The sequence below is a fragment of the Zunongwangia pacifica genome (assembly GCF_023499215.1).
In the GTDB taxonomy this organism is placed as follows: domain Bacteria; phylum Bacteroidota; class Bacteroidia; order Flavobacteriales; family Flavobacteriaceae; genus Zunongwangia; species Zunongwangia pacifica.
The window spans coordinates 1-14,445 of sequence record NZ_JAKHSK010000031.1 but is presented as its reverse complement, the minus strand read 5'-3'; the positions used below and the strand labels follow the sequence as shown (position 1 = coordinate 14,445).

13 protein-coding genes and 1 tRNA gene are annotated in these 14,445 nt (G+C 37.2%); 3 read left to right on the top strand and 11 right to left on the bottom strand.

The annotated features are described in order from the left end of the window. Window positions 1-173: 173 nt before the first annotated feature. A tRNA-Leu gene (locus tag L1967_RS17195) sits at window positions 174-255 on the bottom strand. A gap of 128 nt (window positions 256-383) precedes the next feature. Between L1967_RS17195 and L1967_RS17190 the strand changes: the two genes are divergently transcribed. After that, window positions 384-1,772, top strand: a complete 1,389-nt coding sequence (locus L1967_RS17190) for a dipeptidase (protein WP_249602739.1) — start codon at window positions 384-386, stop codon at window positions 1,770-1,772. A 410-nt stretch (window positions 1,773-2,182) separates the two neighbouring features. Here L1967_RS17190 and L1967_RS17185 read toward each other — a convergent pair whose 3' ends face one another. From L1967_RS17185 to L1967_RS17150, 8 genes are all read right to left on the bottom strand, one after another. Then, the gene (locus tag L1967_RS17185; protein WP_249602738.1) at window positions 2,183-3,139 is read right to left on the bottom strand and encodes a peptidoglycan DD-metalloendopeptidase family protein; all 957 of its coding nucleotides are present in this window, start codon (window positions 3,137-3,139) and stop codon (window positions 2,183-2,185) included. Then, the gene (locus tag L1967_RS17180) at window positions 3,132-4,847 is read right to left on the bottom strand and encodes a DUF885 domain-containing protein (RefSeq protein ID WP_249602737.1); all 1,716 of its coding nucleotides are present in this window, start codon (window positions 4,845-4,847) and stop codon (window positions 3,132-3,134) included. The genes L1967_RS17185 and L1967_RS17180 overlap by 8 nt, the downstream gene beginning before the upstream one ends. 529 nt (window positions 4,848-5,376) lie before the next feature. Continuing rightward, window positions 5,377-6,381, bottom strand: coding sequence for a metal-dependent hydrolase (locus tag L1967_RS17175; protein ID WP_249602736.1), 1,005 nt, complete (start codon window positions 6,379-6,381; stop codon window positions 5,377-5,379). Window positions 6,382-6,397: 16 nt separating this feature from the next. Then, window positions 6,398-8,176 carry a MutS-related protein gene (locus L1967_RS17170; protein WP_249602735.1) on the bottom strand — a complete coding sequence of 593 codons (1,779 nt, stop codon included), beginning with the start codon at window positions 8,174-8,176 and terminating at the stop codon, window positions 6,398-6,400. Then, entirely contained in the window at window positions 8,176-8,535 is a 360-nt protein-coding gene (locus tag L1967_RS17165; RefSeq protein ID WP_249602734.1) for an MmcQ/YjbR family DNA-binding protein, read from the bottom strand. Before L1967_RS17165 ends, L1967_RS17170 begins: the two co-directional genes overlap by 1 nt. A gap of 17 nt (window positions 8,536-8,552) precedes the next feature. Beyond that, entirely contained in the window at window positions 8,553-9,170 is a 618-nt protein-coding gene (locus L1967_RS17160; protein ID WP_249602733.1) for a DUF4230 domain-containing protein, read from the bottom strand. A 3-nt stretch (window positions 9,171-9,173) separates the two neighbouring features. Continuing rightward, the gene (locus L1967_RS17155; protein WP_249602732.1) at window positions 9,174-9,524 is read right to left on the bottom strand and encodes a DUF4260 domain-containing protein; all 351 of its coding nucleotides are present in this window, start codon (window positions 9,522-9,524) and stop codon (window positions 9,174-9,176) included. A gap of 3 nt (window positions 9,525-9,527) precedes the next feature. Beyond that, complete coding sequence (locus tag L1967_RS17150; protein WP_249602731.1) at window positions 9,528-10,274, bottom strand: cyclase family protein; 747 nt, start codon at window positions 10,272-10,274, stop codon at window positions 9,528-9,530. A gap of 370 nt (window positions 10,275-10,644) precedes the next feature. Here L1967_RS17150 and L1967_RS17145 point away from each other — a divergent pair, with 370 nt between their 5' ends. Further along, window positions 10,645-11,037 (top strand): hypothetical protein, encoded by a 393-nt coding sequence (locus L1967_RS17145; protein WP_249602730.1) that lies wholly within the window; start codon window positions 10,645-10,647, stop codon window positions 11,035-11,037. Between the two features lie 93 nt (window positions 11,038-11,130). On the opposite strand, the gene hemW is transcribed toward L1967_RS17145, so the two are convergent. Together hemW and ruvC are read right to left on the bottom strand one after the other, a co-directional pair. Beyond that, window positions 11,131-12,318: a radical SAM family heme chaperone HemW gene (gene hemW, locus L1967_RS17140; RefSeq protein WP_249602729.1), complete on the bottom strand. Its 1,188-nt coding sequence runs from the start codon at window positions 12,316-12,318 to the stop codon at window positions 11,131-11,133. Window positions 12,319-12,354: 36 nt separating this feature from the next. Next, on the bottom strand, window positions 12,355-12,909 hold the full coding sequence (gene ruvC / locus L1967_RS17135; RefSeq protein WP_262917461.1) for a crossover junction endodeoxyribonuclease RuvC: 555 nt from the start codon (window positions 12,907-12,909) through the stop codon (window positions 12,355-12,357). Between the two features lie 127 nt (window positions 12,910-13,036). Between ruvC and L1967_RS17130 the strand changes: the two genes are divergently transcribed. Next, window positions 13,037-14,164, top strand: a complete 1,128-nt coding sequence (locus tag L1967_RS17130; RefSeq protein WP_249602728.1) for a glycosyltransferase family 2 protein — start codon at window positions 13,037-13,039, stop codon at window positions 14,162-14,164. Window positions 14,165-14,445: the final 281 nt, after the last annotated feature.

Below are 14,445 nucleotides of genomic sequence, written 5' to 3'. Positions count from 1 at the left end.
TTACCCCAAATTATTCAATTGCACTACCCGGTATATTGTTTAGCTCACATAGCCAACATTCCGGGTAGTTTTTTATCCCTTCCGTTTCAATATTCTAAAATTAAAGTCAAACTTTGAATTAAAAATATCTGAGTATAAAAAAAGCCTCTCATTGCTGAGAGGCTTTTAACCTGTGCGGGCGAAAGGACTCGAACCTTCACACCTTGCGGTACTAGATCCTAAGTCTAGCGTGTCTACCAATTCCACCACGCCCGCGGGCTCAATAAAGTGCTTATCCTTTCGGTAAGCGGATGCAAATATAAACAAATCTTTCAATACACAAACAAGCTTTCAAAAAAAATTTTGAATTTCTTACCTTTGATAAATTTCAAAATCTAAACTACATGGACAACGTAAGATCTTATGTCGACGAACATAAGGATAGATTTGTCTCAGAACTTGTTGATTTACTTAAAATTCCGTCGATAAGTGCCGATTCAAAATTTAAAAATGAGATGATCACCACTGCAAAAGCAGTGAAAACCCAATTAGAAAAAGCAGGTTGCGACCTCGTCGAAATTTGTGATACCCCGGGACATCCTGTAGTATACGGAGAAAAAATTATCGATAAAAACCTGCCAACCGTATTGGTTTACGGTCACTACGATGTTCAGCCGCCAGACCCTTTAGATCTTTGGAACTCCCCTCCTTTCGAACCCGTTATCAAAGAAACCGAACTGCATCCAGACGGTGCTATTTTTGCCCGTGGTGCCTGCGACGATAAAGGCCAGATGTACATGCATGTAAAAGCATTGGAATATATGACCAAAACCAATCAGCTTCCCTGTAATGTAAAATTTATGATCGAAGGTGAAGAAGAAGTTGGTAGTGAGCATTTAGGCTGGTTTATTGAAAATAATATCGAAAAGCTGGAAAATGATGTGATCCTGATTTCAGATACGAGTATGATCGCTAAAGATGTGCCCAGTATCACTACAGGATTGCGCGGTTTATCTTATATGGAAGTTGAAGTTACCGGTCCAAATCGCGACCTACACTCGGGACTTTATGGCGGAACGGTTGGAAACCCGATCAATATTCTTACAAAAATGATCGCTTCCCTTACCGATGAGCATAATCATATCACCATCCCGGGATTTTATGATAATGTGGAAGAACTTTCTGCTGAAGAAAGAGCAAAAATGGCTGAAGCGCCATATAACGAAGAAGAATATAAAAAGAAACTGGATATAAACGATGTTTATGGTGAAGCGGGTTTCTCTACTCTAGAACGCGGATCTATTCGACCAACCTTAGATGTAAACGGAATCTGGGGCGGTTACATTGGCGAAGGCGCCAAAACAGTCTTACCCGCTAAAGCCTTTGCCAAAATATCGATGCGTTTAGTACCTAATCAGGATTGGAAAGAAATCTCTGAACTTTTTAAAAAGCATTTTGAAAGCCTGGCTCCAAAAGCAGTAACAGTAAAAGTGAATACGCACCACGGTGGTTATGCCTATGTAACCCCAATCGATAACGATGCCTATAAAGCTGCAAGCAAAGCTTATGAAAAAACCTTCGGAAAAACACCAATCCCACAACGTAGCGGTGGCAGTATCCCTATCGTTTCTCTTTTCGAAAAAGCTTTAAAAAGCAAGATTATTTTAATGGGCTTTGGCCAGGATACCGATGCGATCCATTCGCCGAACGAACATTTTGGAATTTGGAATTACCTAAAAGGTATTGAAACCATTCCCTATTTCTTTCAAAACTTCGCTGATTCACAGAAATAAGTAATCAGTCTTAGTGAGAAGTTTTATAGCATAGCTTACAGCGATATTTAAAACTAAAGAGGCTGTCTAAAAACTCAATTTTAGTCAACCCGTTCCAATAGCTATTGTAATTGTTTCAGGTTCTCATAGCGATTTTTAAATCAATGAGATGAGATTCTGAAACAAGTTCAGAATGACGTTTTGGGATATTTTTAGACAGCCTCTTTTTCTTTTTTCAGAAAAGTAGAATTAAAAAAATTGGATTTCATTATTGCGCTACGCTCCAACCGAAATGACTTTCAGCATTCAAATTAAATCTCTCATATCATTAAATTTATGCTCTAACTTCTAAAAACGAAGCGTCTCAATACTCAATTCTATCGACTAACAGCAAACGAGATCTAACATCTAACAGCGAAGCGGTATATGAATTAGATCTTCTCGATCAAATCTCCGCGTACAGGGGAGTAATTTTCGATATATTTTCGATCTACTTTTAAGCGCTTAAAATACGATTTTAAACCTTTTGCGCTATTCATTTTTAATTCATCCTGAATATGCATGTGTAAATGAGGTTCACTGGAATTACCTGAATTTCCGCATAATCCCAATAATTGTCCTTCTTCAACCTGCTCGCCTTCTTTAACCTGTATGGAGTGCTTTTTAAAATGTGCCAGCCACAAATATTCTCCCTCTTTTAATTTGATTACCACCGTGTTCCCGGTTACAAAATCGGAGTTCATTTCACCGGGAACATTATCGTAAATTCCGTCGACCACCATCACCACTTCACCCGCTGCGGGCGATAAAATTTCTTTTCCGAAGGCATAATATTGTTCGTTACGACTCCCATCACCGTCATGGGTTTTAAGATCGTCGTTGATCTTTAAAAAATCAAAAGCTCCCGTTTGCGCAGGATGTTCTACATGGTAGTTGTCTTCTTTAGTATCACCTCCCCAAACCACATACCATTCCCCTTCAAAAGGTAAATCCAGCATCGTATCGGCTTCAGTAAGATTGGTTGTTTTTCCGTAGGGCGTAAACTTAAAACCCGTAATTTCTTTATTTTCTGAAAGCGCGAGACTAAACATAAATGCGCCGCCATCAAATTCTGTTGCATAGATGGTGTATGGCGGATTAAAAGTTAAAAACTCAGAATCGATAATATTTCCTGCGGAATTTTTAAGGTTCTTGAAAAAGGTTTCGGTTTTTTCTAAACCTAATGCCTCTTTCATCTGCATGGAATAGGTATCGAAAATAGCTGTATAATTACCTGAATTATATGCTGAAATAACCGATTCTTTCACCTCTTCATAATCGTTTTGGTTTTGCCCAAAACTAAACTGAAAAATAAGCAAAAAGAATAAAATAAAAGCTGATTTATTCATTTTTCGTCTCTTTAATATAATTGTTCACCAAATCTTCCATTAGGGTTAAAGTTACCGTACCCTGCGATAAAATTACCTTATGAAATTCCCGAATATCAAAAGCTGACCCTAAAACATCTTCCGCTTTTTTGCGCAATTCTTTAATCTTAAGCTCTCCCATTTTGTATGAAAGCGCCTGGCCCGGCCACGAAATATAACGATCTATCTCGGTATTAATTTCATGCAAAGAAAGTGCGGTATTTTTGGTTAAAAATGCCACTGCTTTTTCACGACTCCAGCCCTTGGCATGCATTCCGGTATCAACCACCAATCGGCAGGCCCGCCATTGCTCATAAGTCAGCTGCCCAAATTTCTCAAACGGAGTGGTATAAATCCCCATTTCTTCACCTAAACTTTCTGCGTATAACCCCCAGCCTTCGCCATACACCGACAAATAAAATCCACGTCGAAAAGGCGGAATACTGTCCCCTAATTCGGCATTTAAAGATATTTGTAAATGATGTCCCGGCACGGCTTCATGAAGCGCTAAAGCTGGTAATGCATACTTTGGCCTGCTTTCTAATTTATAGGTATTGATCCAAAAATATCCCGGCTCGGTTGGGGAAGATGGGCCTTTGTAGCGTCCTGCTGTATATTTTGGAGCAATGGCACTTGGTACCGGCGCTACACCGTATGGTTTTCTGGGTAAAACCTTAAAGAATCGCGGTAATTGCGCATCGATACGCTTAGCGATATCCCGTCCTTCTTTTAATAACTCTTCTCCGGTTTCTGCATAAAATTGATCGTCAGTTCGTAGAAATTCGATAAATTCATCAAAACTTCCTTCAAATTCCACTTCTTCAATAATCGCTTTCATTTCAGCGTTAATTCGCGCTACTTCTTTTAGGCCAATTTCATGAACCTCATCTGCGGTAAGATCTAAAGTGGTGTAATAGTGGATTCGGTTTTGATAATATTCGCTACCGTTTGGGATTTCAGAAACACCTATGCTTTTTCGTGTCTTCGGGAAATATTCGGTTTCAAAAAATTCCTTTATTCGTTTAAACTGCGGAATAACATGTTCTTCTACAGCAATTTTAGCCACTTTTAATACCGAATCTTTTTGCGCTTGCGTTAAGTTTTTTGGTAATTCCTGAAATGGACTATAATAAAAACTTTCTTTATAATCATCTACAATCTGATCGTTATAAGTCGATTCATATCCATCGAAAATAACTAATGGCTGAGTGATTCCTAGTTCTAATCCTTCGCGCAACAATGCTAAATTTTGATCGACGTACTGCGGAATGGCATTTAGCTTTTTTAAATACCATTTTACCTGATCGTAATTGTTTAAACGCCCAACATGATACGGTAAGCTTACATGAAAACCGGCATCTGAAAGTAACGGATTTAAATAGGCTTTGTATTCATATTGATCTACCCGCTCCTGAAGTTTAAATTTCATTAGTTCGGCTGTGATTTTTTCGGTTTGTGAGAGCTTCGATTTATCGATTTTGGATAAATTATCAAGTAGTTTTTTGGCAAAATCGGCTTCCGACTTATAAAGCTCTTCAGTATGTAATCCCAAAGGATATTCGGCATAATCGTACGCCTTGTGCTCCTGTTCGCTCTTAATAATATTATCTAATTGGGCTGATGGATTTTGGGCTGAAAAAATACCGGTAAAAAATAAGCAACATGAGAAAAGCAGGAATTGTGGTTTCATCAATCTGGGGTTTTACAGCACCTAAGATAAGGAAATAAGATTTTAGAAGTTAGAATACAAACAAGACGAGAGAGGAAAGAGCCGCGAAATTTATTTTGAATTTTGAATGCTGAATTTTGAATGTAAAAGTGATGTGATCTCGACCTTGTGGAGATATCTTTGTAAATTTTGAATTTTGAATGGGATTCCTGCCTTCGGTCTCGCATTAAAGTCCTGACAGCGAAGAAAGCTCGAAATAATGACATTCGTTTCATCTTTCAAAAGTGTACAACTAAACCTCACAGGTTTCGAAAACCTGTGAGGTTTCCTCAATATTTTAAGTACTTAAGGTTAAAAATATTCCAAAGAAGTCTATTTTCTAAGCTCAAATATCCAGGAATCAGAACAAAATTTTAAATTAGATTTCTCCATTCCGCTTCGCTTCTGTCGAAATGACTTCTAGTTAAAATTGGTTATTGCTGAACTGAAAGCTAAAGGCTGCCTGTTAATTGATAATTGTTTATTGAATTTTGCCACTGCCCACTGCAAACTAGTTCCCTCTCATTCGTTCCAATAGACCTTTCATCATTTTAGAAGCGTCGCCGTAATCTTTTTCAACTTCAGTAGCGATCAACTCGCCATTTTTCACTTCAAGCTTATAACTAAATACAAACCGCGAATCATTACCCATTGGATCGATTGTCCCAAACCGAAGATCATTGAAATATAAATCGCCTTCTTTTTCAGTAATCGTATACCAGCCTTTCGAGATCTTTACTAATCGTTCGAAATTTGGATAATCTTTAATGGTTCCTAACAGATCATAGTTTTTAGGATAACGACGAAATTCTATAGGTTGATCATCTAAAATGGAATACGTCCCCACCAAATACGATTTTTCTGTCTCTACATTGGCCGTCCATAATATGGTGTTAAATGGCGTAGGTTTTGTTTCAATTTCGTAATACGAAAGGTTTTGTTCTTCTAATGCATCTTTGAATTCATAAAAAGCATAAATCTTTAGCGGAATCGTAATACAAAAAAGGTAAAAACAACTTAACTGCAATCCCATATAATTCAGTTTTCTACGGCTAATGGAGCCTTTTGGTCTAAAAGCTGCCAGCACCGTAAAAAACAAAAACGGAAGCGTATAAAAGGGATCGATCACAAAAATGGTTTTAAACGCCAGGCGAATATCTGCCGGCCAGAAAAGCTGTGTTCCCCAGGTAGTAAACATATCTAGAAGCGGATGCGTAAACAGGCCCCAAAACATTAATTTAGACCAGCCTTTCCAATCCACATCAGCTTTTCGTTCGATTTTAGAAATGATCCATCCAAAAATAGGTGCGAAAATCAGCGCAAAAAAGATAGAATGGGTAAATCCTCGATGTATTTCGTTGGCCGTAATCGTATCGGTAAAATTACTGGCAATCACATCTAGGTCTGGAATAGTACCGGCAATCGCCCCATAGAGCATGGCTTTGTTACCAACTTTTCTACCTAAAACCACTTCGCCTACCGAAGCTCCTAAAACAATCTGGGTTAATGAATCCATTTAAACTTTCTTTCAGCTATTCGTCTACAATCTCCATTTTTCGTAATAAAAACGAAGCATTCATATTTTGGCAAATTCCATCTTTAAAGCGGTAATCAAAATGAAGTTCATCATTAATAATTTCAGCATCAAAATAGTGGTTTTTTACCTGGGGTAATTCTGCGGTAATTTCACAAAGGCTAAGATCGTGGGTGGCGATAATACCTGTGGAATGTGAACGTACCAATTTTCGAACAAACTTTTTAGAACCATTAGCTTTATCGGTACTGTTTGTTCCTTTTAAAATTTCATCCAAAATTATAAAATATCGGTCTTGTTGTATACGATTTACGATATATTTAAGTCGTTTTAGTTCAGAAAAGAAATAGGATTCGTCGTCGTTTAGCGAATCACTGGTTCGCATACTGGTAATTAATTTTATAGGCGTGTACGCACAATTTTCAGCACAAACCGGCAAACCAATATTACTCATCACAATTTGTAAAGAAACCGTTCTTAAAAACGTACTTTTTCCGGCCATATTTGCGCCGGTCACAATAAAAAATTCTTTATTGTCGATATAAAAATCATTGGCTACCCGCTTTTCTGGATGTAACAACGGATGTGCTAATTGGGTTGCTGAAATTCCTTTTTCTTCGGAATTTATCTTCGGAAATGTATAATCTGGATGATTAAAACTGAAGTTTCCTAACGAATTATAAGCATCGGTAAGTTCGATCACCTCAAACCATTTTTCTACCTGAAATCCATAGTTTGCAATCCAGTTTTCAAGTTTTAACGACTGCCGTAAATCCCAAAGTAAAAATCCGTTTCCAAAAATCCCGAATAGCATATTGTTACGCTGATCGAGGGCATCGATGGCTTTAGAAAATTCTCTAAAAATCTGCGAAGCCTTCTTACTTTCGGTCCTAATCGCCTTCTTTTTGTCTTTCATTATTGCTGAAGAAAACTCCTCGTTTTCCAGCATTCCCAACAATTGGTGATATTGGTGAAAGGTATCCTGAATTTTAGAAACACTTCCCGAAAGTAAGTTAATCTTTTTCAGGTAGATTCCCGTAATTAAAATCCCCACGATTAACCATAATAGTAACTGAAATTCACTTACAAACCCAAGCACATATCCAACAATTACTCCTATCGATAATATCGAAAATACAGGGGAAAGCCATTTTATAAACTTCGGTACAAAACGTTTGTATTCTTTAAACCAGTTAACGATGGTCGTAGAAGATTCGGTTGTTTTCACCAAACTTGCGGTAGCGCTAAATTCCTGGCGCCATTTGGCTTTTTCGGCCAGTTCTTTTAGTGCTTCCTGTTTATGTGGGATATTTTCAATATCGTTTGCCAATAAAATACTCACCAGTTTTTTAGTTCCTTCGTAAAGTGCGGTTCGGTTTAAATACTGAAAAAAGGAACCTCTCCCAAAGAGATCGATATCCTGCGCATATTCGTGATTGGGAACCTGAAACTCACTACCATCTGGCAGATCCTGAAATCGCCGTGATTGCATCACATCAATTTCGGTTTGGTTGAGTTGAATTATGGCTTTTTGCTTATCGCTTTTATATTTAAGATCACTATGCCTGGACACTAGAAAAACAAAAAGTGCGATCCCGCCAATGATCGAAGAAATAGTCACCTGTGTATTTCCCCAGAAGAAATAAATTAGAAAACAAATAATTAAGAAAACAGCCAGTCGCAATAAACTGGAGGCTAGTAATTTTTTATGGAGTTTATCGGCTTCGTTTTGATGAATTTCAATCTGTTTTTTATAAAAATCGATGTGTCTTGTCATTATAATTGGTCGAATTCTCGTTGTTGTTTTTTCGTTAAACTATTAACGATAAGATGATAAGAATGGTCTGTAAGTTCTAAAATTAATTCGTTAGGAATTTCCCCGTCTAAGATCATGGTATTCCAATGTTGCTTGTTCATGTGATAACCGGGAATAATCTTGCCATCGTATTCTTCCCGTAATTCTAAAGCTTTTTCAGGATCACACTTTAAATTCACACGTAACGGCACGGCATCTAAAGATGCTAAAGCGAACATTTTGCCCATCACTTTAAAAACAAGGGTCTCAGGATCAAAAGGCAAATGCTCGGTCACCGCTTTTTTTGCCAGACAATAATTTCTGAAGGTATCGATATCCATATTGGTTATTTTCAGGATTATTTTTTCTCAATCTTTTTCTGCTCAGCTTCGTCTAAAATCAAAGCCGAATAATCTAGTTTCCAGCCAATGGTCTGTACGATATTTTCCATGAGCAAGACCGTGTTTAAAGCTTCTTTTTTAGCCTGTTCGAACAGTGGAGACTCTGGGATCTTATCGACAATATGCTTTTTTGCATCACGATTAATTTCGGTGAGATCTGATGTTGTAAAAGGATTAGCCCAGCCCTCGCGCTTATCGTAATATTTAAAATCGGTTTCTATAGTAAGCAATTCTGGTTCTGGAAAATTGGTTAGAATAATCTGCTTTTTCTCGTTATCGCTTTCCATCTTAATTTTGCTAAGATCAAAACCAACATGCGCCTTTGCATTGATTAAAATAATGGCCTTCTTTTTCCCGAAAATCAGGCTTATATATTTTTCTTTTAGATTTTCGTAATGATAGATTTCAGAAAAATCACCTTCTACCGTTATAAACTTACAAACACTCCTAATTTTTTCCATTAACACCACAGATTGCTCTTTGGTTTTCACCTTAGAACGATCTTTGTTAAATGCAGTAAAAATAAAGTACGCTGCAATGGCTCCTGCTGCCAGCCCGATAAAAAGTAATTCCATATCCTACTTTACAATTTCTCCCAGATGGGTGAATTTAAAACCTTTTTCGTATTTGAGTCCGTATCCTAAAATACGATCAAATGCCGAATGAGAAAACAAAATTACACCTATTAATTGTAAAACCTGAAAATGAAGGTGAATACCTAGCATCCAAAACAGGATCGCCAGGCCCTGATGATGAAACAAATTGTATAAAAACGCCCCAATTTTATTATTGAAAACATAACCAATTGCACCAATATCCGGAGCAAAAAATAAGCCCACAAACCACCACCAGGAATAATCTAAAAAATTGAAAGCGAAGATACCTAAACAAAGTTTAGCAAGTTCTTCGAGTTTAAGCGTTACGTTCATTGATTACTGAATTTTATATAAAACAGGTTTGGAAGGCGAAGCATCATTTTCGAAAGAAGCGATTTGTAAATTCAGAAAATAATCACCGTCGGGCACATGATTCGGAACATAAATTAACTCTGTAATCGTAGCCTCAAAGCGCGTATTTTTAGGATAGTTCCAAAACGCTTTATGCGCCAGTAATTTACCTTCGTCTTTTTCTTTATCTACAGATGGCAGGTCGATTAGCAAATGTTTGACATTTAACTGCCGAATAAAGAGCATGGCTTCTTCAGATAAATATGGCCAGTTGGTATGCGAATATTTTTTACTTCGCTTTTCGATATAATTCGGCAGCGTTCTTATCACCAAAGCTTCCGGGCACGTATCACCAATTTGCGCTTTAATTATTGCTGCGGAAATGACCTGATCTTCGCTCTGAAGTTGCGGACTTACAGATATTAGTTTCGCTTTAAAAAAGAAATTTTTAAGTGTTTGATTGATACTGAAAAATTCTTTGCTGATATGCCCCACACATTCGGTATGCGTACCGTGACCATGCGGATTAAACTGAATACTATTAAAATTTACCGAAGCCCCTTCTGAAACTTTTCCCACAAAATTTCCATCCTTAAAAGGCGTGATTTTAGGCGCATCTAAATACCATGCAATCGGGTTTTTATCGTCCCCACGCAAACTCAGCGATATATCGATAGGTTTTGAAAAATCGATCGTAAAACTTTCTCCCTCAAACTGAATTTTTGCAAGCATATTCTATGGTCTAAACGTAATGATATAAGCGGTTTTACTTCTTAATCGACAAATAAGCCGACTCAGCACAAGTCGCTGATCATTTAATCTCGATTATCGAGTAAAATTAGCGATATTTTTTGAAGTTGGCAGTTGTAGCTTGCAGTGATCAATATATTCCATTTTCAAATTATCAATATTAGCTTTCAGCTTTTAGCTCTCAGCCGGCAGCTAAAAGATTACTAAAATAAAAATGCTCTCGCTAAACCTCACAGGTTTTGAAAACCTGTGAGGTTTAGATATTTTTCGCTGGTTTCCTGCCCATATAAATTGTGTAACAAACTGTAATAATATTCTACTTACTTGTTACGAAATCTAAATTTTACCAAAAATGAAAACAAGTATCGTCATGACTGCCAGTGCCTTCTTCTTAGCAGTTTTAGGACTTTTTATCTCTTTTTTACCCACCGAAATACTTAACTTTTTAAATATTGAACCCAACCTTATCACAGTTTTATTTTTGAAAACACTTAGTGCTTTGTACCTGGGCTTTGCAATTTTAAATTGGATGGCCAAAGGAACTCTTATTGGTGGGATTTACAACAAACCTATTTCTTTCGGAAATTTAATGCATTTTGGTGTTGGCGCTGTTGCTTTCTTTAAAATAGCATTTGATATCGAACAACATCCAGAGATTTTTATTTCACTTACCGTGATCTATGTACTTTTTACGACTGCATATATTTATATTTTTAGAACGAATCCGGCTGCAAGTAAAGAATAGGTCTTCTTAAATGATTTAGATGCTTTGAATAAAAGTGCACTTCTAAAATCTAAATTCTCATATCTAATTTCTAACAGCGAAGCGATCTTAATCTTAATCGATATAAAACAAATCGGCAGCAATGCCGTCACTTAAAAAGGTTCCTTTTTCCGTAATATGTATTACGTTATTTTCAATTTTTAAAAGCTCTTTTTCAAAAAGAACAACCGACTGTCCCTTCAAATATTGAAGGTATTTTTCACCGAATTTGGTTTCGATTTCACCCAGATCAACTCCAAAATGGGTTCGTAAGCGGGTCATGATATATTCGTTGTAACAATCTGTAATGCTTAATTCTTCAACTTCAAGCGGCAGTTCAGATTTTTCGATGGCCTTAATGTAAAGTGTGTTATTGGCAATATTCCATTTTCGGCAATTTCCGTCGTAAGAATGTGCAGAAGGGCCAATTCCTAAATAGGGCTTTCCCAGCCAATATGCGGTATTGTTTTTTGAAAAATAACCGGGTTTTCCGTAATTAGAAAATTCATAATGTTCAAAACCCGCATTCTTTAATGTCGTTCTTAACAGCTCAAAATGTTGCGCCGCAGCGGCATCATCTACCGGTTTTACTTTTCCTTTTTCGATAAATTTTTGCAAAGCGGTATTGGGTTCGACTGTTAAGGCGTAGCTGGAAATATGCGGAATACCTAAATCCAGTAATATCTGTATATTCTCTTGCCAGCGCTCGTTAGTCATCCCCGGGACACCATAGATTAAATCGACCGAAATATTATCGAATTTGGATATCGCTAACTTTATAGATGTTAATGCTTCTTCAGCGTTATGAGCGCGGTTCATCAGTTTTAAATCTTCTTCAAAAAAAGACTGTACGCCAATACTTAGTCGGTTAATTTTTGAATTGGCCAGTTCATTTATTTTGTCCTCAGAAAGATCATCAGGATTCGCTTCCAACGTAATTTCAGGATGTTCAGCAATGGTAAATTCCGCATAGATCGTTTCAAAAATGGCATTCAATTCCTCTAAATTCAGCAAACTCGGCGTCCCGCCACCAAAATAAATGGTTTGAATCGGTTCATCTGGCAACTCGTCTTTCCGAAGTATTAACTCCTTTTGCAGCGCACTTACCAGCTCACTTTTTTTCTTCAATGAGGTTGAAAAATGAAAATCGCAGTAATGACAGGCCTGCTTACAAAATGGAATATGGATGTAGATTCCCTTCCCCCTCCCAGCCTCCCCTAAGGAGAGGAGTTTCTCATTCGTAAAATTTTCTAAGTCCGCCATCAATTTTGGGTTAAATTCCCCTTTGGGGTTAGGGGATTATTGGTTTTTGACTTTCCCCGGATTTTGTTTTACAAAGGCATCCCAACCGGTATAACTTTTACCAATATCTGGCCGACCGGAATTATAAAAATGACACACCGCAGCGGCGAGTCCATCGGTAGAATCCAGGTTTTTTGGCAGGGATTTTAATTTTAGCATGCTTTGCAGCATTTTAGCGACCTGTTCTTTACTGGCGTTTCCGTTTCCGGTAATGGCCATTTTAATCTTTTTAGGAAGATATTCTGTAATCGGGATCTCACGTGAAAGTCCGGCAGCCATTGCTACCCCCTGCGCTCTTCCCAACTTTAACATCGATTGTACGTTTTTCCCAAAAAAAGGTGCTTCAATCGCTATTTCATCGGGATGAAAAGTATCGATAAGCTCTATGGTCCTTTCAAAAATCACTTTTAATTTCACATAGTGATCATCATATTTTTTTAGCTGAAGCTCATTCAGCTGCAAAAACTCCATTTGCTTATTCTTCACCTTTATCAATCCAAACCCCATAATGGTGGTTCCCGGGTCGATTCCTAAAATGATCTTTTCGCTCAAATTCGTGATTTTTTGACAAGGAAATTAAAGTATTCCTCTTTTGCAAAGCTACGGAAATCTATCTTTGCGATAAATTACCAATCGAGTACCGAAACTTTAGCATTTCGGGAAAAAGAAAACCAGCTTCATGTTAATATTCGTTGTTTTAATCGCCCTTTCTTACGCCGCCTTAATGATTGCATTTTTAAAAGGATGGAAAAAACTTGAAGAACCGATGTACGATTACGAAGCTCCTGAAAACAACTTTTCTATCGTCATCCCATTTCGAAATGAAGCCGAAAATCTACCCGAATTACTCGAAAGTTTATCATTACTGAATTATCCTTTAGAGCGTTTTGAAATTTTATTGGTAAATGACGAATCTGAAGATGATTCAGAAAAAATTATTGCTGAATGTATCGAAAATCAACCTCAGCTTCAACTGAAGGCTTTACAAAACCACCGAAGTTCTAATTCCCCAAAAAAAGACGCCATAAAAACCGCCATCGAAATTGCCCAATTTGAGTATATTCTTACCACCGATGCCGACTGTAAGGTGCCGCAAAACTGGTTACAGAGTTTTAATACTGAAATTATAAAAAACAACCCGGCGATGATCGCCGCACCGGTGACTATCGAAGCTGAAAACGTAAAATTCAGCACTGCTTTTGAAGTACTTGACTTTTTAAGTCTGCAAATTTCTGGTGCTGGTGCTTTTGGAATACACAAAGCTTTTATGGCTAATGGCGCTAATCTTTGTTACAAAAAAGAAGCTTTTATTGCACAAAATGGATTTGAAGGAAACTCTAATATCGCCAGTGGTGACGATGTATTTTTACTTCAAAAATTTATCAAACAGCAATTAAAAGTAACTTTTCTTAAAGATAAGTTCGCTGTAGTGACTACCAAACCGCTGAATGATTTTAAAAAACTGGTACAGCAACGAATTCGCTGGGCATCAAAAACCTCGGCATACACCAGTAATTTCGCTAAACTTACCGGTTTGATTGTTTTTATTATGAACCTGACTTTTAGTTTGAGTCTGCTTTTGGGCATTTTTAAGCTGTTTCCTTTTCCTTATTTTATGATCATTTTCTTAGTGAAATTCAACTTAGATTTCGTGTTGCTTTATAAGGCCAGCCAGTTTTTTAATCAGGAATCTTTGATGCGGCATTATATAATAAGTAGCGTATTGCATCCGTTTTTTTCGGTTTACGTTGCTTTTCGTTCTCTTTTTGGTGGGTATCATTGGAAAGGAAGAAGGTTTTTTCAGTAAGCAGTCTCAGTAGGCAGTGGGCAAAGTTCAATAAACAATTATCAATTAACAGGCAGCCTTTAGCTTTCAGCAATCAGCAATTTTAACTAGAAGTCATTTCGATAGAAGGCCGCGGAATGGAGAAACTTCATTCAAAATTCAGCATTTCAATCCTGATTCCTTGAACATCCCTAATTAGTGTTGACCGTTTTTAAATTTACATTTCATTATTAAAAATAGTGATTGATTGATTCTGAAAAGTACTTTTCAGAATCAATTTCTTTTCATAGGCTATCGGACTA